This is a genomic window from Pseudomonas abietaniphila (assembly GCF_039697315.1).
Classification (GTDB): Bacteria; Pseudomonadota; Gammaproteobacteria; order Pseudomonadales; family Pseudomonadaceae; genus Aquipseudomonas; species Aquipseudomonas abietaniphila_B.
In genome coordinates, this window is the sequence record NZ_CP155619.1 from 6196000 (window position 1) to 6214643 (window position 18644).

Annotated in this window: 17 protein-coding genes and 2 pseudogenes; 4 read left to right on the top strand and 15 right to left on the bottom strand. The window is 59.8% G+C overall.

The window, feature by feature from the left end; all coding sequences use genetic code 11:
* Positions 1 to 87: 87 nt before the first annotated feature.
* From copD to ABDX87_RS29375, 8 genes and pseudogenes are all read right to left on the bottom strand, one after another.
* Positions 88 to 957 carry a copper homeostasis membrane protein CopD gene (gene copD, locus ABDX87_RS27370; protein WP_346830703.1) on the bottom strand — a complete coding sequence of 290 codons (870 nt, stop codon included), beginning with the start codon at positions 955 to 957 and terminating at the stop codon, positions 88 to 90.
* A gap of 4 nt (positions 958 to 961) precedes the next feature.
* Positions 962 to 1348 (bottom strand): copper homeostasis periplasmic binding protein CopC, encoded by a 387-nt coding sequence (copC, locus tag ABDX87_RS27375; RefSeq protein ID WP_346830704.1) that lies wholly within the window; start codon positions 1346 to 1348, stop codon positions 962 to 964.
* 138 nt (positions 1349 to 1486) lie between these two features.
* Entirely contained in the window at positions 1487 to 2272 is a 786-nt protein-coding gene (locus ABDX87_RS27380) for an anti-sigma factor family protein (protein ID WP_346830705.1), read from the bottom strand.
* A complete protein-coding gene (locus tag ABDX87_RS27385; protein WP_346833634.1) occupies positions 2269 to 2766 on the bottom strand; it encodes an RNA polymerase sigma factor in 498 nt (165 codons plus the stop codon). The genes ABDX87_RS27380 and ABDX87_RS27385 overlap by 4 nt, the downstream gene beginning before the upstream one ends.
* A gap of 70 nt (positions 2767 to 2836) precedes the next feature.
* Positions 2837 to 3328, bottom strand: coding sequence for a tetratricopeptide repeat protein (locus tag ABDX87_RS27390; RefSeq protein WP_431061287.1), 492 nt, complete (start codon positions 3326 to 3328; stop codon positions 2837 to 2839).
* Between the two features lie 151 nt (positions 3329 to 3479).
* Positions 3480 to 4061, bottom strand: a complete 582-nt coding sequence (locus tag ABDX87_RS27395; protein ID WP_346830707.1) for a cytochrome b — start codon at positions 4059 to 4061, stop codon at positions 3480 to 3482.
* A gap of 151 nt (positions 4062 to 4212) precedes the next feature.
* Positions 4213 to 5397, bottom strand: a complete 1185-nt coding sequence (locus ABDX87_RS27400; RefSeq protein WP_431061288.1) for a methyl-accepting chemotaxis protein — start codon at positions 5395 to 5397, stop codon at positions 4213 to 4215.
* Positions 5389 to 5850 (bottom strand): annotated as a pseudogene (locus ABDX87_RS29375) (MCP four helix bundle domain-containing protein); the annotation flags it as partial. The pseudogene ABDX87_RS29375 and the gene ABDX87_RS27400, both read right to left, overlap by 9 nt.
* A 338-nt stretch (positions 5851 to 6188) precedes the next feature.
* On the opposite strand from ABDX87_RS29375, the pseudogene ABDX87_RS27405 reads away from it, so the two are divergent.
* Positions 6189 to 7355: pseudogene (locus tag ABDX87_RS27405) on the top strand (pyridoxal phosphate-dependent aminotransferase); the annotation flags it as partial.
* A gap of 594 nt (positions 7356 to 7949) precedes the next feature.
* Entirely contained in the window at positions 7950 to 9278 is a 1329-nt protein-coding gene (locus ABDX87_RS27410; RefSeq protein ID WP_346830709.1) for an OprD family porin, read from the top strand.
* Between the two features lie 69 nt (positions 9279 to 9347).
* Here ABDX87_RS27410 and ABDX87_RS27415 read toward each other — a convergent pair whose 3' ends face one another.
* The 3 genes from ABDX87_RS27415 to gcl all read right to left on the bottom strand — a co-directional run bounded on the left by ABDX87_RS27415 (position 9348) and on the right by gcl (position 13053).
* Positions 9348 to 10250: a 2-hydroxy-3-oxopropionate reductase gene (locus ABDX87_RS27415; protein ID WP_346830710.1), complete on the bottom strand. Its 903-nt coding sequence runs from the start codon at positions 10248 to 10250 to the stop codon at positions 9348 to 9350.
* A gap of 204 nt (positions 10251 to 10454) precedes the next feature.
* The gene (gene hyi / locus ABDX87_RS27420; protein WP_346830711.1) at positions 10455 to 11237 is read right to left on the bottom strand and encodes a hydroxypyruvate isomerase; all 783 of its coding nucleotides are present in this window, start codon (positions 11235 to 11237) and stop codon (positions 10455 to 10457) included.
* A gap of 40 nt (positions 11238 to 11277) precedes the next feature.
* Positions 11278 to 13053 (bottom strand): glyoxylate carboligase, encoded by a 1776-nt coding sequence (gene gcl / locus ABDX87_RS27425; protein WP_346830712.1) that lies wholly within the window; start codon positions 13051 to 13053, stop codon positions 11278 to 11280.
* 129 nt (positions 13054 to 13182) lie between these two features.
* Here gcl and ABDX87_RS27430 point away from each other — a divergent pair, with 129 nt between their 5' ends.
* Positions 13183 to 14091, top strand: coding sequence for a LysR family transcriptional regulator (locus ABDX87_RS27430; RefSeq protein WP_346830713.1), 909 nt, complete (start codon positions 13183 to 13185; stop codon positions 14089 to 14091).
* Between the two features lie 175 nt (positions 14092 to 14266).
* On the opposite strand, the gene ABDX87_RS27435 is transcribed toward ABDX87_RS27430, so the two are convergent.
* Both ABDX87_RS27435 and ABDX87_RS27440 read right to left on the bottom strand, forming a co-directional pair.
* Positions 14267 to 15034, bottom strand: coding sequence for a 2-keto-4-pentenoate hydratase (locus ABDX87_RS27435; RefSeq protein ID WP_346830714.1), 768 nt, complete (start codon positions 15032 to 15034; stop codon positions 14267 to 14269).
* 199 nt (positions 15035 to 15233) lie between these two features.
* On the bottom strand, positions 15234 to 15506 hold the full coding sequence (locus ABDX87_RS27440) for a DUF2790 domain-containing protein (protein ID WP_346830715.1): 273 nt from the start codon (positions 15504 to 15506) through the stop codon (positions 15234 to 15236).
* 307 nt (positions 15507 to 15813) lie between these two features.
* Between ABDX87_RS27440 and ABDX87_RS27445 the strand changes: the two genes are divergently transcribed.
* Positions 15814 to 16605 carry an alpha/beta fold hydrolase gene (locus ABDX87_RS27445; protein ID WP_346830716.1) on the top strand — a complete coding sequence of 264 codons (792 nt, stop codon included), beginning with the start codon at positions 15814 to 15816 and terminating at the stop codon, positions 16603 to 16605.
* Between the two features lie 72 nt (positions 16606 to 16677).
* On the opposite strand, the gene ABDX87_RS27450 is transcribed toward ABDX87_RS27445, so the two are convergent.
* Together ABDX87_RS27450 and ABDX87_RS27455 are read right to left on the bottom strand one after the other, a co-directional pair.
* Positions 16678 to 17328 (bottom strand): DsbA family protein, encoded by a 651-nt coding sequence (locus tag ABDX87_RS27450; RefSeq protein WP_346830717.1) that lies wholly within the window; start codon positions 17326 to 17328, stop codon positions 16678 to 16680.
* A gap of 29 nt (positions 17329 to 17357) precedes the next feature.
* On the bottom strand, positions 17358 to 18464 hold the full coding sequence (locus tag ABDX87_RS27455; RefSeq protein WP_346830718.1) for an alkene reductase: 1107 nt from the start codon (positions 18462 to 18464) through the stop codon (positions 17358 to 17360).
* Positions 18465 to 18644 lie beyond the last annotated feature (180 nt).

The following is an 18644-nucleotide window of genomic DNA, read 5'->3' on the forward strand; positions in this document are numbered from 1 at the left end:
TTGGGCGCGGTTACCTTCGGATAAAAAGGCTGCGACAGAGATTAGCCCCGGTGGAGGCCGATGGAACCCCGAGTCTTGCGCTCAAATTCATACGAGCATAGGCGGCAACGTGCCCAGCAGCGAAACCGCCGCCAGCGCCGCTGCGCCGAACAGGCATTCAAACAGCACGCTGATGCGCAGGACCGATACCCGGAGATCAGAGCCCCGGGCCAGGCTCCGGTTCAGCGCGGCAAGCGTCAGCATGCACAGCACCATTCCCACTTTGACGGCCAGTACCTGACCGAAACCGGACAATGCGGGTTCGGGCCAGAACGCGCCACTGAGGGCCCGAACATTGATCATGCCGGTCACGACGATCAGCGCGACAAGCCCATAACCCATGCCGCTGAAACGCAGCAGCACGGCCCGTAAATCGACTGCGCTGTCACCGATCAGCAGCACGGCAAGCATCAGCAGCCCGCCAAGCCAGGTGCCAACCCCGATCAAGTGCAGCATCTGATTGAAGATCAGCAGTTGGCCCGGCGCGCCGTCGTACATCGCGCCATGCCCCACGGGCGACAGGGTCAACAGCATCAACGTACTGACCAGCAGGCAGAGCCTGGGCCGCAATCGCGTCCCAAGCAAAGCGAGCAGCACGGCGAGCAGGCAAAGGATGAGATGGAGGATCCATACATGACCGAAAAAGGTATGGGCAAGCACTGACCGGATCGTCTCCAGGCTCACGGCGTCGTGCCAGTCATCTGCCATGTTCGCCGCCGTCAGCATCAGCCAGGTCACGGCACTCAGCAACGCCAGGCACGCGAGCCCGGCCATCGACCGGTCGAGACGACGGCCCGCACCGGTTTCAAAGGACGACAAGTAAGAGGCGAACAGAACGGAACGAAACAGTCCGACACCGAACAGCAGCAGGACGGCGCCGAAATGCATGAATCGGCACAGAATCAATCCATCTTGCATGGTGTTATGGCGTCACCTTGAACCGATAAACTCCTTCGCTCTTGTGCGTGTCCACCGACACAGCGTGCCACTCAACTTTGTAGCTGCCTGGCGCCAGCGGCACGGCGGGCACGACGATCAGGACTTTCTTGTTGGCCGGGTCGGTGCTGACACTTTGGGTCTGAATGATTTCAGTGCTGTCGCCGGGACCGTCGTGGCTGATGGCGACTTTGGTGAACTTCTCTTCGACGCCCTCGGAAAAGTTCAGGCGCAGCTCCTTGGGCGTGGTCACTTCACTGTCGGCCGCCGGAAGCTGGCTCTCCAGGTGAGCATGAGCGAAGGCAGCGGTGGTGGTCAGGCATGCCAGAAGGGATAGGCAGGAGAGGGCTTGCTTGAGGCGAACGGCAGACATCAAAGGCACCTTTGGTTGTGCGGCAGGGTATTGCAGCAACGTTCGTGACAGGAACCGATACGTGTCGATTCCGACAAATTCGAGCGCTACTAGACCAGAAAGTGTCTTCGGACTCCAGTTAATAACCGCATCGTCGACTCACGCCGGCAAGCCTTTCTGTGCAGTGCGCGCCATGATCTGCAGGTCTTCGAAAGGGTTCTTGCCGATCAGCATGAAAGCATGCGTCGGACTGGACCAATACACCACATTCAGCCCCATGCGTTCTTCGCTTGCCAGCCGCTCGCTGCCGGTTTTGGCCGTGGTAATGCACAACGCAAGCGGTCCATGACGAGCGTCGAGGTAGGTCAGCTGACCGATGAGCACGCCCTCGTAATCCAGAATCTGTGCGCGCCGGAATTCGGCGCCGGGCAGGGCGATTGCATCGGGCGTCAGCGGCAGGCCCAGTTGCTTGCCAACCGAGCTTAACTGCGCCAGATGGGAATGGGCGTCGGACGTCAGGTTTGCCAGGGTTTCCGGGGTGTACAAGGCCATGTATTCGGCCACCGAAGCGCGCCAGCCACCATCGGTTTCGGCGCTTTGCCAGTTCATGAACAGACGGTCAGCGGCGATACCGGCCACCACGAAACTCGCAGCGGTCGCAAGAAATCCACGGCGGCTCATGGTCGCCCTGTGCGGCGCTGCCTGCGGCGGCAATGCGTTGAGCATGGCTTGCAGGCGATCGGTAGGAGCTTGGTCCAGGACGGAGTCGAACGCGGTCCGGAACGGCAGGTCGCCGCACTTGAGCTGATCAAGGCGCGCGGCAACCGGCGCATCGGTGCGCAATAACTGGTCGATGAGCTGGCGCTGTTCGCGGTCCAGTTCGTCATCCAGGTAGGCCACCAACAGTTCGTCTGTCGGTGGCGAGTGTGCGTTGCTGTGTGTCATCGCCGTTCTCCTGTCGATTTATCCGACATGGCGCGTGGTGTTGCCGTTTCAGCCAGTTTCAAGCGTGCAGCGGCCAGTCGGCTCATCACCGTGCCAACCGGAATATGCAGGATTTCGGCAGTTTCTTTGTACGAAAGCCCTTCGACGTAAGTCAGGAAAACTGTCTCGCGTTGCGCCTCAGGCAGGGCGTTGACGCGCTTGATGACCTGCGCCGCCAGCACCTCGTCCTGCGCCTGGGTTTCGCCATCGAACGACAGCTCCTGCTCGGCGTCGACGAAACCCTGGCCTTGCCGCACCCGTTGTGAACGAAGCTCGTTGAGCCAGATCGAGTGCATGATCGCCAACAGCCAGCGATCCAGCCGGGTACCCGTCACGAACTGCTCGGCGCGTTCGAGCGCACGCACGCAGGTGGCTTGTACCAGGTCGTCCGCCAGGTGTTTTTGTCGAGACAGCACTAACCCGTAGCGCCACAGGCGTGGCAACAACTGGCCCAGTTCGCTACGAAACTCAGCGTCTCTGGCTATAACGGCCTCCCGATTTCACTCATCGCAAACTGTCGGTCACTCAGGTCTGGGGCGCGGCAGCAATGGCGTCGGCCAGATCTTCGTATTCTTCACAGGTCGTGCTGCACAGTGCCTTGATCTTCACCAGTTGTTCCTGGGCCAGATCCAGGCGTCCTTTGATGACATAAGCCTCACCCAGGTATTCACGCACTTGCGCATAATTGGGGTCCAGCGCCACCGATTTCAGGTAATAGCCAATGCCTTCGTCGGTACGGCCCAATTTGCGGGTCGCATATCCACGATAGTTCAGGGCTTTGGCCGTGTTCGGGTTTTTCAGCGTATCGAGCAACGCCAGGGCTTCTTCATAGCGGCCGTCCTTGGCGAGGCGATAAGCGTAATCAGTGCGATCGGCATCCGACGTCGCCTTGCTGGTCTGCATCGTGCACTTGCGGGTCTTGCTGTCCCATACCTGACCTTTCGGGCAATTGGGCTTGGGCGGGGCCGATTCGTCGCCAGAGGCGCGGGCCTGACCTGCGAGCAACGCCAGCGCCATGCAGGCGCCGAAAAACAAGGTGGTCCGATATCCAGCAGCAGCGTCGTGGCAGGTCTTCATGGGGGTCATGCTCCGTAACGATCCGATCAAGAAAGGGCAGTCAGGTATTAAACGTTCAATCGAGCCGGTTTATTCCCGGTGAATTCAATGATCAACCTCGCATGCTGCCGCGTTGCGGCCCCAGCATGCGGCGCAATGTGCTATCGCCGACGATGTAGTGGTGCCACAGCGCCGCACCGGCATGCAGGCCCGCCAGCAGAATGATCGCCCACGCCACGTTGTCGTGCAGGCCGCCCAGCGTGCCGCGCCACTCATGATCGACGAGGAACGGGGCGGGGATCGGGAACACACCGAAAAAATTGAACGGCTCACCCTGCGCCCACCGAAGCAGAAAGCCCAGCACCACTTGCGCCACCAATAACAGGTATAGACAGCCATGGCCGACTTTGGCCGCAATATTGACAGCCGGATGGGTGTCCGAAGCAGGACGGTTTCCGCCGAACAGTCGCCAGGCAATGCGGGCGACGATCAGCACCGCCATGGCGATGCCCAGCGAGATGTGAACCGACTGCAGACCCTTGCGCATGGGCGTGCCTTTGGCCAAGGTTTCCCAGAGATGTGCGCTGGCGAACATGAAGATCACCACGGCCGCAGTCGCCCAGTGGAAGCTGCGCGTCAGACGGTCGTATCGCTGGGAAGACCGGGTGGGGAGGCCCGAAATCGTGCTGTTCATGAAAGATCCCTGAGAGTGTTGAGTAATGAACACGCCAGCAGGAGAACTTATTCGGTAGGTTGCGAAGGAATTTTGCGCCATCAGCCGGGACACCCGGCGCGCGTGAAGGATTGCGTCGCGCAGGATGCAATCCTTCGGTGGACGTTGGGGCTCAGATCTTGAAAAAACTCACGCGCTCGGTCAGCACATCTGCCAGATTCGACAGCTCGCGACTCGAGCGTGCCACCTGATTGGACCCCACGGCGGTTTCCAGTGCCGAGTCGTGGATGCGGTTGATGTTGTGGCTGACGTCTTCCGCCGCCACGCCCTGCTGTGCCGCGGCACTGGCGATCTGGGCGTTCATGTCGTTGAGCGCGCCGACTTCATGGCGAATTTTCACCAAGGATGTTTGCGCTTCCTGAGTCTGCGCCACCGTCCGCTGCGCCATCTCGCGGCTTTCACGCATCAGATCGGCGGTCTTGCCCGCGCCACTCTGCAACTGGCCCACCATGTTGCGGATTTCTTGCGTGGATTCCTGGGTGCGTGTCGCAAGCGAGCGAACTTCATCAGCCACCACGGCAAACCCCCGGCCGGCCTCGCCGGCACGAGCAGCCTCGATGGCCGCATTAAGGGCCAGCAGGTTGGTGCGCTCAGCAATGGAGTTGATCACCGCAACAATGGTCTCGATGGCCTGGCTGTCACTGGAGACCTGAGTCACCGAATCGGCGGCGGTTTCCAGTTTTTCGGCGAGCGCGTGCATGGCCTGCGCAGTGTTCTCGACCATGCGCTTGCCGTGTTCGACTTCATGATCGGCAGTCTGTGTCGCGTTGGCGGCTTTCACGGCATAGCCTGCGACTTCCTTGACGGTGCTCGCCATCTGGTTGATCGCGGCGGCCATGTGCTCCGTCTCGCTGGCCTGCAGGCGCATTTGCTCGCTGTTACTGTCGGAGCTGGCGCGCAGTTGAGACGACGAGCCCATCAGCTCCATCGCGGCGGCACGCACCTGATGGATGGTGGCCGACAAGTGCGCGTTGGTGGTTTTCAGTGCGCCCATCACACTGTCGGGGAAGGGCGTGTCGATCCGGTCGGTCAGTTCGCCTGCGGCCAGGCGACGAATCGACGTCGCGACCTCATGGGGCTCGGCGCCGAGTGTCGATTTAATGCTGCGAATGATCAGCAGCGACGCGATGATGCCCAGCAACACGGCGATACCGGTCGACACCAGCATCAACGAGGCGAAATGCGCGGCCGTCACACGGACGAAGCCAATGTGCTCGCCGATGGACGTCTCTTCGAGATCGATCAGTGCATTGATACGGTTCAGCCATTCCTTGTAGGCGCCCGCCACTTCGGCCATCAGCACGGACTGCGCCCCTTCGATGTCACCCTGCTGACGCAAGCGCAGCGCCTTGTCGGTTGCGGTCAGGGCGCTGCGTTCGATGGCCTTGATGCTGCCGAGTAATGCCTGTTCCTGTGCGCTCGCGCTCTTGGTCTGGTAGATCTGGTCCATGGGTGCTGCCGAGGCCTGATACAGCGCGTTCAGGCGGTCGATGTCGCGCAGGTAGGTGGCCAGTCCCTGCTCATCGCGCACCAGCACGGCGTCGCGAATCGCGATTGCCCGGTCATGGACGCTGCCGCGGAAGTTGATTGCATAGCGCTGTTTGACGGTTGCGTCTTCGCTGACGTCTGTCAGGGTCGACTCGATCAGGCCGACGCGTTGGACGCCGACGAGTGTGACCAGAATCATCAGCGCCAGGACCAGACCAAAGCCCAGGCCCAGGCGTTTTGCAATCGTGAGCTGCTTAAACATATCCGTAACGAACCCCGATTCAGTGGTGATATTAGAGAGCTATCATTTGCGCACCTTATACACCGGGCAGATACCGGAGGCAGCTAGCTTTTTCTATGAGCGCGATAGTTTTTTTCCTGAACTGAGCCGTACCGGTGGGTGCTGGACGCATGGGTCGACGGCCGATGACGTTGTTGGTGCGTGCTGTCGAGGGAAGCTTGGAGGCTCGGCCCGGTTCTGCGAAGGGGCGAATGCCAACGTCCTGCGTTGCGCGCGTTCGCGGTTTGAAACTATCGTGGGTTTCTTTCAGGTCGGGGCGGGCCCGCTACGACCGTTTTTCCGCATAAAAAGGACCTGTCATGCGTTTTTCTCCCTTCGTCGAGCGAATTTCCGGCCATGGCGTAGCTGCCTGGGATATTCATCATGAAGCCTTCAACGCCCAGCGCGACGGCGCCGATGTGATCATCCTGAGCATTGGCGACCCCGATTTCGCCACGCCTGATTTCATCACGCAGGCGGCCATCGACGCGTTACGTGCCGGTGACACCCACTACGCCGACATTGCCGGCCGACCGGAACTGCGGCAGGCCATTGCCGAGCGCTATTCGCAACGACTCGGGCGGTGCGTGCTGGCGGACAACGTCATTACGGTGGCTGGCGCACAGAATGCGTTGTTCATGGCTTCGATGTGTCTTTTACAGGCGGGGGATGAAGTGGTCGTCCTCGATCCGATGTACGTCACGTATGAAGCGACGCTCAAAGCATCGGGCGCCACACTGGTGCGCGCGACATGCCTTCCCGAAGATGGCTTTCGTGTGCGTGAAGCGACGTTGAGAAGCGCCATTACATCGCGCACCCGCGCCATCTTTCTGTCCAACCCCAACAACCCCACCGGCGTCGTGCTGGATCGGCAGGAATTGCAGTTCATTGCCGACCTGGCCATCGCCCATGACCTGTGGGTGGTGGTCGATGAGGTCTACGAGAGTCTGTGCTATGAGCGCGAACATCTAAGCCTCGCCAGCTTGCCGGGGATGGAAAAGCGTTGTGTGGTCGTTGGCAGTCTGTCCAAGTCTCACGCCATGACCGGGTGGCGGATTGGCTGGATGGTCGCCGATGCCGAACTGATCGGCCACGCTGAAACCCTGGCGTTGAGCATGCTGTATGGCTTGCCGGGATTTGTGATGCAAGGCGCGCTCGCCGCAGTGAAGGCCCATGAGCCGGTCACACGCGTGATGCGCGAGACCTATCGGCGTCGTCGGGATCTGGTGGTGGGGCGCTTGAGCGATTGCCCAGGGCTGGCAGTCTTGGCGCCGGATGCCGGTATGTTCGTGCTGGTGGATGTGCGCGGAACCGGGCTCGGTTCGCTGGATTTCGCCTGGCGGCTGTTTCGCGAAACCGGTGTGTCCGTACTCGATGCGGCAGCGTTTGGTGAGCCCGCGCAGGGGTTTGTGCGGTTGTCGTTCACCTTGAGCGATGAGCAACTGGCCGAGGCGTGTGAAAGGATTGCCGGTTTTGTCAGTAAACTTCGCCGGGCTGTTTGATCGAGTGGAACTTGCCTGATTCTGCAAGTTATCAGCGAAAGTTATTCTAGTCGCTCGCAGTGTCGCGCCGGTTGAATGAACCGGATAGTGCGGATTAGATGAAAAATTATTTAATAAAAAAAGCCACCGCACAGACGTGAGGTGGCTAAAAAAGTCTTACCAAAGGAATGATGAAGTGGAGCAAGATTCGATTGCCTGATGCTGCGGAGTCACCAGGCAGTTGAGTCGTGTGCTTCATCGCCGACAACGGTAACACCGGATCGATGATTTCAACTATTACGAAGATCGATAGTGACTATCACGACTCGTTTCTGAACCGCTGGGCGGAAAAATGCTAAAAGTTTTTCGGTCCGGGGAGCACACCTGACACAAAAACGAAGCGTTTGGCGCTTCAGGAAACAATAAAGAAATGGGCTTGAAGCCCGTAGATTGACCGTGGATTTCAATACGGACTCGATGTATTTAGCCCATCTGCCATAGCCTATATTCCACCGTTTCAAACTTCGCCTGAACTCAGGAGGATGCCCCTTATCTTAGGGGTTGCGGAACGTTGGGCCTTAATTGAGACAGGGGATAATAATGACGTTTGTGAAATGGAACCTCATGACGCTTGCGGTTTCGCTGGGCGTGAGTCAACTGGCAACGGCAGGGGTTGTCAGTGATCAATCGGAGGCCAAGGGGTTCGTCGAAGACAGCAGCCTGACCGTCCACCTGAAGAACTATTATTTCAACCGGGATGGCAAAAACGGCGGCGGCGACCGTAAAGACTGGACGCAAGGCGTGCTGGGCAATTTCAGTTCGGGATTCACCCAGGGCACGGTCGGCTTCGGGGTTGATGCTTACGGTTACTGGGGCATCAAGCTGGATGGCGGCGCAGGCACAGCAGGCACGGGTAACTTGCCGGTCGATCGCCACGGCGAGCCTGAAGACGAATATGGCACCGCAGGCGGTGCGATCAAGATGCGTATCTCCAAGACAGAGCTGCGCTACGGTGATCTGATGCCGACGGCGCCGGTATTCGCCGCCGGGGGCTCGCGCCTGTTCCCGCAGACGGCTACCGGTTTTAACCTGTTGAGCAGCGACATCGCCGGGCTCGAGCTGGACGGCGGTCACTTCACCGGCGGTAACGGGCCGGTCACCACTAACCACGATCACGATATTTATGCGTCGTATGCGGGCGTCACGGCATCGAGCATTGACTATGCCGGCGGCAAGTACACGTTCAACGATAACCTGACGGCGAGCCTGTATGGCTCCAATCTCCAGGACGTCTGGGACCAGTACTACGGCAATATCAACTATACCCAGGCCATCACGGGTGATCAGTCGGTTAATTTCGACTTCAATATCTATCGCACCAACGATGCCGGCTCCGCCAAAGCAGGCGATATCAGTAACACGACCTGGTCGCTGGCCGCTGCTTATTCCTTCCTGACAGCCCATACCATAACCCTGGCTTACCAGAAAGTTCACGGTGATACACCGTTCGACTATGTGGCGTTCGGGATTAACGGCCCCGGCGATACCGCGGACTCGATCTTCCTGGCGAACTCGGTCCAATATTCCGACTTCAACGGTCCGGGTGAGAAATCCTGGCAGGCGCGCTATGACCTGAATATGGCGACTTATGGCGTACCGGGTTTAAGCTTCATGGCGCGCTATATCACCGGTGATGACATCGACGGTTCGCACATGCCGTCCAATAGCACCTACGTCAACTATGGGTATGGTGACGACGGTAAGCACCACGAGATTAACGTCGAGGCCAAGTATGTGGTCCAGTCGGGTCCTGCGAAGGACTTGTCGTTGCGTATGCGTCAGGCGTTCCACCGCGCGAACAGCGATCAGGCCGAGGGCGACGTGAACGAATTCCGTTTGATCGCCGACTACCCGATCAACGTGTTCTGATGCTTTAGCCACGACAAAAAAAGCCAGGCAGTCCGCAAGGGTGCCTGGCTTTTTCGTGCCTGCTTATAATCAATCAGGCGTGTGGTCGCCACGGATCGAGAAGTTCGACATGTGTTCCAGGCCCTTGATCAGGCCCGAATGGTCCCAACCGCTGCCACCCAGTGCCGCACAGGTGCTGAACACCTGCTGTGCATTGGCGGTGTTGGGCAGGTTCAGCCCCAGTTCACGTGCGCCTTCCAGCGCCAGGTTCAGGTCCTTCTGATGCAGGGCAATCCGGAAACCCGGGTTGAAAGTGCCTTTGATCATGCGCTCGCCGTGCACTTCGAGGATCTTCGACGACGCAAAGCCACCCATCAGCGCTTCACGCACCTTGGCCGGATCCGCACCGTTCTTTGAAGCGAACAGCAGGGCTTCGGCGACCGCCTGAATGTTCAGGGCAACGATGATCTGGTTGGCGACCTTGGCGGTCTGGCCGTCGCCATTGCCACCGACCAGGGTGATGTTCTTGCCCATGGTCTGAAACAACGGCAGCGCGCGATCGAAGGTGCCTTGGTTGCCGCCGACCATGATGCTCAGCGTCGCGGCCTTGGCGCCGACTTCACCACCGGACACCGGTGCGTCGAGGTATTGCGCGCCGGTGGCGTTGATCCGGGTGGCGAAGGCTTTCGTGGCCGACGGCGAAATCGAGCTCATGTCGATCACGACTTTGCCGGCGCCGGTGCCTTCGCTCAGGCCGTTCTCGCCGAACAGCACATCGTTGACCTGTGGGGTATCAGGCAGCATGACGATGATGAGTTCGGCTTCCTGCGCCACTTCACGCGGGTTGCTCAATACCGTTGCGCCGCCTTCGACCAGCGAGGCGGGCGGTGCGATGAAGTGCTTGGACAGAAACAGTTGATGACCTGCTTTTTGCAGGTTTTCTGCCATTGGCAGACCCATGATGCCGGTGCCGATGAATCCGATGTTAGCCATGAGATGTTCCTCTTGTTTATGCCTGATGCGGTCTCCTGTAGAAGCGTGGCTTGTCCCGCGATCGACCGGGAACCGGTCGTAAAATCAGCTCATGGTGTGCGTCTGGTACACCGCACGATGAGGTTTTACTGCTGCTTTGCAGCAGATCGCGGGACAAGCCACGCTCCTACGGGATTCGCGTTGTTATTGGAACGGCGAGCCTGTTCAGACCAAATTATGGGTTTTCAGCCACCCAAGGCCTGCTTCGGTGGTGGTCAGCGGCTTGTACTCGCAACCGATCCAGCCGCGATAACCGAGCTTGTCCAGGTGCCCGAACAGAAAGCCGTAGTTGATCTCGCCGGTGCCGGGTTCGTGGCGGCCGGGGTTGTCCGCCAGTTGCACATGGCGAATCACCGGCAGGTGCTTTTCCATGGTCCGGGCCAGATCGCCCTCCATGATCTGCATGTGATAAATGTCGTACTGCAACGACAGGTTGCGGCTGCCGACTTTCTCGCGGATGTCCAGCGCCTGCGCCGTGGTGTTGAGGTAGAAACCCGGAATGTCGAGGGTGTTGATCATTTCCATGACCAGGTCGATGCCCTGAGCCTGTAGCTTGTCCGCCGCGTACTTGAGGTTGTCGACGAAGGTCTTCTCGATCAGCGCGTCGTCGAAACCTTGTGGCTTGATCCCCGCCAGGCAGTTGACCTGGGTATTGCCCAACACTTTGGCGTAAGCAATCGCCAGATCGACGCCGGCATAGAACTCTTCGACCCGGTCGGGATGGCAGGCAATGCCACGCTCGCCTTTGGCCCAGTCTCCGGCGGGCAGGTTGAACAGCACTTGGGTCAGGCCGTTCGCATCCAGCTCGGCCTTGATCTGCGCGGAGCTGAAGTCATACGGAAACAGGTACTCGACACCGCTGAAGCCCGCGTTGGCGGCGGCTTCGAAGCGTTGCAGAAAGTCCAGCTCGGTGAAGAGCATGGACAGGTTGGCGCATAAACGGGGCATGGTGGGCTCCTTGTTCTCGCTCTTGTTTTGGGGGCGTCAATCAGTCCAGCAGGCTGATGGCAGTCGGGGCATCGTCGCGGTGTTCGGCCAGCGATTCGAATTCGTTGATCGCGTTGATCTCGGTGCCCATCGCGATGTTGGTCACACGTTCCAGAATGACCTCGACGACCACCGGAACGCTGTACTGCTGCATCAGGCTCGACGCTTCGGCGAGTGCCGCCTGAATATGCGCCGGATCGCTGACCCTGATCGCCTTGCAACCCAGGCCTTCGGCGACCGCTACATGGTCGACGCCATAGCCTTCCAGCTCCGGTGCGTTGATGTTGTCGAACGCCAGTTGCACGCAGTAATCGATGTCGAAGTTGCGCTGTGCCTGGCGGATCAGGCCCAGGTACGAGTTGTTCACCACAACGTGGATGTACGGCAGCTTGAACTGCGCGCCGACGGCCAGTTCTTCAATCATGAACTGGAAGTCATAGTCGCCAGACAACGCAACGACCTTGCGGCTCGGATCGGCTTTCGCCACGCCCAGCGCGGCCGGAATGGTCCAGCCGAGCGGGCCTGCCTGGCCGCAGTTGATCCAGTGACGCGGCTTGTAGACGTGCAGGAATTGCGCGCCGGCGATCTGCGACAGGCCGATGGTGCTGACGTAGCAGGTGTCCTTGCCGAAGTACTGGTTCATCTCTTCGTAAACACGTTGCGGCTTGACCGGGATGTTGTCGTAGTGCGTCTTTCGCTGCATCGTGCGCTTGCGTTCCTGGCAACTGGCGAGCCAGCTGCTGCGGTCTTTCAGCTTGCCAGCGGTGTGCCATTCGCGGGCCACTTCAAGGAACATCGCAAGGGCGGCGCCTGCGTCCGAGACGATGCCCAGGTCCGGCATCAGTACCCGGCCGATTTGCGTCGGTTCGATATCAATGTGGATGAACTTGCGGCCTTCGCTGTACACCGAGACGGTGCCGGTGTGGCGGTTCGCCCAGCGGTTACCGATGCCGAGCACCATGTCCGATTCCAGCATCGTGGCGTTGCCGTAGCGGTGTGAGGTCTGCAGACCGACCATGCCTGCCATCTGCGGGTGGTCGTCCGGAATCGTGCCCCAGCCCATCAGGGTCGGGATCACCGGGATGCCGGTCAGTTCGGCGAACTCCACCAGCGCGTCCGATGCATCGGCGTTGATGATGCCACCACCGGCGACGATCAACGGGCGTTCGGAGGCGTTGAGCATGGCCAGCGCTTTTTCGATCTGATTGCGACTGGCTTGGGGTTTGATGACCGGCAGCGGTTCGTAGGCATCAATGTCGAATTCGATTTCAGCCATCTGCACGTCGAACGGCAGGTCGATCAACACCGGGCCAGGACGACCGCTGCGCATCAACTGGAAGGCTTTCTGGAACACGTAAGGCACCTGGCCCGGCTCCATGACCGTGGTCGCCCACTTGGCGACCGGCGCAGCGATGCTGGCGATGTCGACCGCCTGGAAATCTTCCTTGTGCATGCGGGCACGGGGCGCTTGCCCGGTGATGCAGAGGATCGGAATCGAGTCGGCAGACGCGGAGTAGAGGCCGGTGATCATGTCAGTACCGGCAGGGCCGGACGTCCCGATGCAGACACCGATGTTGCCCGCGATTGCACGGGTGTAACCCTCGGCCATGTGCGAGGCGCCTTCGACGTGACGCGCCAGCACGTGATCGATGCCGCCGAGTTTCTTGAATGCGGCGTACAAAGGGTTGATGGCAGCGCCGGGGATACCGAACGCGGTATCGACCCCTTCGCGACGCATCACCAGAACGGCGGCTTCGATGGCTCTCATGATGGTCATTTGTTAGTCTCCTGAACTCGATAGTTTTTGTACGTAGTTCTTTAGTTTTTGTACGTCAGCAGCGTGATTTGAATTGAAGTTTTTGTGAATGGCTGCTTTTGGCAATTCTGTCGGTATCAGGAGTATCGAATGGATCGTTACACAGAGCTGCGCAGCTACGTGCTGGTTGCCACCCACGGCAGCTTTGCCGCTGCCGCGCTGGTCGAAGGCGTGACCCCGGTCATCATGGGAAGGCGACTCAGTGCACTGGAGGATCGACTGGGGGTGAAGCTGATTCACCGGTCAACGCGTGGCCTTACCCTGACCGACGCGGGGGATTCCTATCTGGAAAACGCCAAGCAGGTGCTGCAGTCATTCGAAGAGCTCGACGCAAGCATCAGCGAAAACGAAAGCAGTGTGCGCGGGCACCTGGTGGTGTCGGCCCCGGCAGGTTTCGGGCGTCAGCATGTGGCACCCCATGCGCCGGAATTCCAGGCACGCTTTCCGGACCTGCAGCTGTCCTTCAACCTCACGGACAACGTGGTCGATCTGGTGCGGGAGGGGTATGACATGAGCATTCGCATCGGCGAAGTGCTCGACCCCAACTACGTGGCCATCAAGCTGTTCGCCAACAAACGGGTGGTGTGCGGCTCACCGCAATACTTCGTCAAACACGGGTTTCCACAGGCGCTGGAGGACCTGGCCGAGCACAACTGCCTGTCATTCAACCTTCAGGGCGGACAGCATCGTGGCTGGACATTTCTGCGCGACGGCAAACAGGTGGCGGTCAAGGTGGCCGGGAATCTGTACTGCAACGACGGCGAGTTGCTGTACGACTGGGCCAAGCGCGGCCTCGGCCTGTGCTGGCGTTCAACGTGGGAAATCCAGAACGAAATCGACAGTGGCGCACTGGTGACGGTACTGGATGAATTCGCGCTGCCCAGTTACGACATTCAAGGCGTGTACCCGCAGCAACATTACCTCCCGGCGAAGGTGCGGTTTTTCATTGCGTTTCTCAAAGAGGTGTACAACCGGCCAGGGTATTGGAAGCAGGGGTGAATCGGCCTTGGGTTCGCGACATTGAGCAAAACGTTTCCTCTGTGGTAGCGAGCTGCTCACGAAGACTTGCGGCCAGACGATAGACCGGTATCGAATTGACCGACGCTTTCCTGAGCCAGCTCACTCCACAATGGACGTGTACCGCTGATTGATCGGCGATTGGGAGCGCTGCCCGTCAGATCAACTCCACCGAAACCGGCGGCAGTCCGCGAATTTCACCCACCGCCAAGCCCGGTCCTTTGGTCAGGTACATGCCGGTGTACGAGCCCGTCGTGATCACCAGGTCCGGCGTCACAGTCTGGCCGTTTTGCGTGTGGTGATTGACCAGCCATGGCAGCAAGCGGCGAGGGTCGCCGGCAGGGTTCGCGCCGTCACCTGGAACGATGTCCTCATCGGCGAAGGTAAAGGTCAGTGCAGGCTCGACGAAGGGAAAGCTGGCGTCGTACGGGACAAATTCGCCGACGATCAACGCGCCATGGTTCAGCAGATCGCCGAGTGCCAGCAGCGGTTCGATCTTCGGCCATGCGGCAAAACGACTCGACACCACTTCGATGGTCGCGCCCATGGAGCCGATGCTGCCCAGTATTTCTTCGTCAGCGTACGGCTGCTCGCGAGGGGCGAATTCACGGTTCAGGCGGAAGGCGATTTCCAGCTCCAGAATCGGCGACGGGTAGTCGACGCATTCCACCTGACTGCCACTGGCAAACAGGCCGTCGTCGGGCAGCAGCGCACCGTTGATGGGGCCGCCGTGAGTGGATTTTGAACCGACTTTCCAACCGCCAACGGTCGTCTCACGCAGGCGCAGGATTTCCCGCTGCAAGGTATAGGCGCTGGCAGCATCGGCGGGCACGTATTCAGGGCGAATCTCGGTGATTTTCTGACCGTTGCGCATGGCGTCGACGATCAATTCGGCAATGTTCGCTGGGTGAGACGGTTGATTCACGCGGGACTTCCTTCATGCAAGTGAATGGGAAGCGCCCACAGCCAAGACCTTTCAGAGCCGTGGAGCCACGCGCTCTACTCTAACCTGATTTGCTCACGAGCGCCGACACAGAGCGCTGGCCGGAGGACCGCTCGGTGACAGGCGTCGACAAAGTGCGTATCACTGAACATGAGTCCTCGATGCGCCGATCAATAACCGTTTACCCGTTATCACATTCATCACCCAACCGGGTGTACTCAAGTCTGTGCGAGACGCCTTTACTGTCCACGTATTCCATTTGAGCCTTGACCGGGCCGCATGCGTTGGTCGCCGAGTTAGCAGTGCTGATTCGCACCACCTTGGCGATGTCCAGGTCCTGCGTGTAGTCGTACTGAACGTCCTTGGCCGCTGAGGCCCCGGTCTGGCCGGCCGTATCGTTGGCCGACGCAAACAGACTGAACATCGACAAAGCGGCAAACAGTGCGTATTTCATGGCGGGCTCCAACCAAGCGACAGTGCAAGCGGCCACATCGGGAAAGCTTGCTGATGGCGTCATTTTAGGGAGGGCATCGGTTCGCGTAGAAATGCTGTCTGTCGATAGGCGTCATCACGTTTGATGATGCGCAGGAACCGGTGCTTTGCTTTCGGTAAAACACCTGTTGCCTGTTCCGAGAGGGATAACTTACGCCGGGCATTATTTTTTAACGCGACGGAATAAAAGCGGATCAAGCGCGTCTTGCAAGGGACATTCACTGAATGCATCACGTGTTCACACTTCCCCTGTTCGAGACACTGACTTTATGAAAACCCGTCCTTTGAAACAGAGCAAACTTCGCGCAGCGTTGGTGATCGCCACATTCGCCCTGACCTCGGTCGGTATGGCGAGTGCGGCATCGGCTGCGCCGGTCCACAACATCGTGCTGGTGCATGGCGCATTCGTGAATGGTGCTGGCTGGAAGCCGGTGTACGACATTCTGGTCAAGGACGGCTATCACGTCTCGGTCGCTGCGCATCCGCTGACGTCTTTCAATGATGACGTCACAGCCGTCAAACGCATTCTGGCGATGCAGGACGGTCCGACCATTTTGGTCGGGCACAGCTATGGCGGTGCGGTGATTTCCAATGCGGGTGAGGACGCGCACGTTGCCGGATTGGTGTATATCGCCGCCCACGCGCTGGATGTCGGTGAAACCGAAGCGGCGAACGGCAAGCTTTATCCCAATGCCACCAAGGCGGTGAAGAAGACCCACGACGGCTTCCTGTACCTCGATCCGGCGTTTTACCCTGCCGATTTCGCTGCTGACTTGCCCAAGGCTCAGGCAGAGTTCGAAGCCAATTCGCAATTCCTGACGTCAGCCTCTGTGTTCACCACGCCCGCCACGGTGGCCGCCTGGAAGACCAAGCCCAGTTGGTACGCAGTGGCCAAAGCAGATCGGATCATCAACCCGGACCTTGAACGCATGTACGCCAAGCGCGCCAACGCCCACACCATCGAAATCGACGGTGCGAGTCATGCGGTGTACGAGTCGCATCCCAAGGAAGTCGCTGCGCTGATCGAACAGGCCGCGCTGCACGCGCAGGACAAGCCGTGATTCGATTGTCTTAGCTGTCTGGCTTGCCGGCGAGAGCGCTCTCAGGAGCGCCACCGTCTGCAAGCCGGGCCGCTACGCCGCGCGGCTCACCCGCGCTTCGAGGTCCTTGCGAAACAGCTCCGGGCGGCTCAAGTAATGCCCGAATGCCAACACCTCCCACCGACCGTCGATCTCCAGGGCAAACGCCGGGACGCCTTGCGCGCCGATGCGTTGCATGACGGCCTGACTGCTTTCCAGATGCTGTTCGATACCGTCATCGAGCAGCGCCAGGAGTCGGCTTTCGAACGTTTGTGGGTCATAACCCAGCACTTCGGCCACGTCGACGATGACGGCAATATCGGCAATCGCGCGACCTTCCTGGTAATACGCGACCTGCAAACGCTTGAGCATCTCCACCCCGCGTCCCGACAGCGCTTCGGCGGCCAGCATCGCGGCGATCGGCAGCGAGGAATCGAGCACCACGTCGTCGCGTTCTTGAAGCCCCTTGACGTAAGCATCGCCAAACGTCTGTTTGCTGTAGAACGTGATGCGCGTTTCATGCGGGCGAACGAAGTCTCGCCATTCGGGGGACATGGTGCGGCGCTTGTCGCCCGAAAGCATGCCAATGCCATGTGGCTCAATATGAACCCCGGGGACGCTCAGGGCGGCGCTGATCATCGGCGCCGCGCCGTAACACCAACCGCAGAACGGGTCATACAGATAATGCAGGGTTGCAGTGCTCATGCCGGGTTCCTCCAGAGCGATAGGGGCGTTCAAACCAGGGCCGGGTAGTCGATGTAGCCGCGTGCATCACCGCCGAAAAAGCTGTTGCCGTCGGCCGGATTCAGCGGGTGGTTCCCTTGCAGGCGCGCTGGCAGGTCGGGGTTGGCAATGAAGGGGCGGCCGAAGGCGATCAGGTCGGCGCGGCCTTGCTGCAAGGCGCGTTCGGCGGTCTTCAGGTCGTAACCGCCCGCCAGCATCAGGACGCCTTTGAACTCGCTGCGCAGGCGCTCAATGATGGCGTCCCAGCGTGGATCGAATTGCTCGTCGCGCACGGTGCCGACCATGGCCGGTTCCACCAGATGCAGGTAGGCAAGGTTCAACGTGTCGAGCTGGCGCACGATGTAGCTGAAGGTTTCTTCCGGGGTTTCATCGCCCATGCCCATGAAGCGTCCCATCGGCGTCAGTCGCACGGCCACGCGATCTGCCCCGACCTCTTCAACGACTGCGCGAGTGACCTCCAGGACCAGTCGTGCGCGCTTTTCAAGGGAACCGCCGTATTCATCGGTGCGGCGATTACTCGCCGAGTTGATGAACTGATCCAGCAGATAGCCGTTGCCGGCGTGAATCTCGACACCGTCCATCCCTGCCAGCAGCGCGTTACGTGCGGCGACGCGGTAGTCCTCGATGATCGCTTGAATGCCTTTGACGGTCAGGGCTTGCGGGACCGGGACATCGCCCCAGACACCATTGCCGTGGTCATCGATGATGAAGGTTTTGCCCGGAACCGGCAGGGCGCTTGGCGCTACGGGCAACCCGCCCTCAGGTTGAAACACGGGGTGCGAGACGCGGCCGACATGCCACAACTGCAGAAAGATCCGCCCGCCCTCGGCATGCACCGCGTCACTGACTTGTTTCCAGCCCGCCACCTGTTCAGCGCTGTGGATGCCGGGTGTCCAGGCATAACCCTGGCCCTGCTGCGAAATCTGCGTGGCTTCGGTGACGATCAACGCTGCGGAGGCGCGCTGGCGGTAATACTCGACGTTCATCGGGGTCGGTACGTTGCCGGGTTGACCGGCACGGGAGCGGGTGAGCGGGGCCATGGCCACGCGATGGTTGAGCGTCAGGTTGCCGAGCTTGATGGGGGTAAAGAGTTTCATGATGGTTGCCTCGCAGTCTTGAAGGGGGGTAGTCGATGGCTCTACGGTAGGCGTTAGGGCGCGGCGGGAGAATCGGTCGACGGCGCAACGGTGCATCGCGTTTTGCGCAATGCTGACGGTTCAGACGCCCTTTCCAGACAGGCAAAAAAATGCCCCGCGAGGGCGGGGCGCTGACGAATG

What these genes read in the sequence shown, in the direction of transcription:
- copC (WP_346830704.1), bottom strand. Translation starts at nt 1,348, where the DNA reads ATGTCTGCCGTTCGCCTCAAGCAAGCCCTCTCCTGCCTATCCCTTCTG.
- ABDX87_RS27440 (WP_346830715.1), bottom strand. Translation starts at nt 15,506, where the DNA reads ATGAAATACGCACTGTTTGCCGCTTTGTCGATGTTCAGTCTGTTTGCG.
- ABDX87_RS27380 (WP_346830705.1), bottom strand. Translation starts at nt 2,272, where the DNA reads ATGACACACAGCAACGCACACTCGCCACCGACAGACGAACTGTTGGTG.
- copD (WP_346830703.1), bottom strand. Translation starts at nt 957, where the DNA reads ATGCAAGATGGATTGATTCTGTGCCGATTCATGCATTTCGGCGCCGTC.
- ABDX87_RS27455 (WP_346830718.1), bottom strand. Translation starts at nt 18,464, where the DNA reads ATGAAACTCTTTACCCCCATCAAGCTCGGCAACCTGACGCTCAACCAT.
- gcl (WP_346830712.1), bottom strand. Translation starts at nt 13,053, where the DNA reads ATGACCATCATGAGAGCCATCGAAGCCGCCGTTCTGGTGATGCGTCGC.
- ABDX87_RS27395 (WP_346830707.1), bottom strand. Translation starts at nt 4,061, where the DNA reads ATGAACAGCACGATTTCGGGCCTCCCCACCCGGTCTTCCCAGCGATAC.
- ABDX87_RS27450 (WP_346830717.1), bottom strand. Translation starts at nt 17,328, where the DNA reads ATGAGCACTGCAACCCTGCATTATCTGTATGACCCGTTCTGCGGTTGG.
- hyi (WP_346830711.1), bottom strand. Translation starts at nt 11,237, where the DNA reads ATGCCCCGTTTATGCGCCAACCTGTCCATGCTCTTCACCGAGCTGGAC.
- ABDX87_RS27390 (WP_431061287.1), bottom strand. Translation starts at nt 3,328, where the DNA reads ATGGCGCTGGCGTTGCTCGCAGGTCAGGCCCGCGCCTCTGGCGACGAA.
- ABDX87_RS27445 (WP_346830716.1), top strand. Translation starts at nt 15,814, where the DNA reads ATGAAAACCCGTCCTTTGAAACAGAGCAAACTTCGCGCAGCGTTGGTG.
- ABDX87_RS27415 (WP_346830710.1), bottom strand. Translation starts at nt 10,250, where the DNA reads ATGGCTAACATCGGATTCATCGGCACCGGCATCATGGGTCTGCCAATG.
- ABDX87_RS27400 (WP_431061288.1), bottom strand. Translation starts at nt 5,397, where the DNA reads ATGGCCGAAGTGGCGGGCGCCTACAAGGAATGGCTGAACCGTATCAAT.
- ABDX87_RS27410 (WP_346830709.1), top strand. Translation starts at nt 7,950, where the DNA reads ATGACGTTTGTGAAATGGAACCTCATGACGCTTGCGGTTTCGCTGGGC.
- ABDX87_RS27430 (WP_346830713.1), top strand. Translation starts at nt 13,183, where the DNA reads ATGGATCGTTACACAGAGCTGCGCAGCTACGTGCTGGTTGCCACCCAC.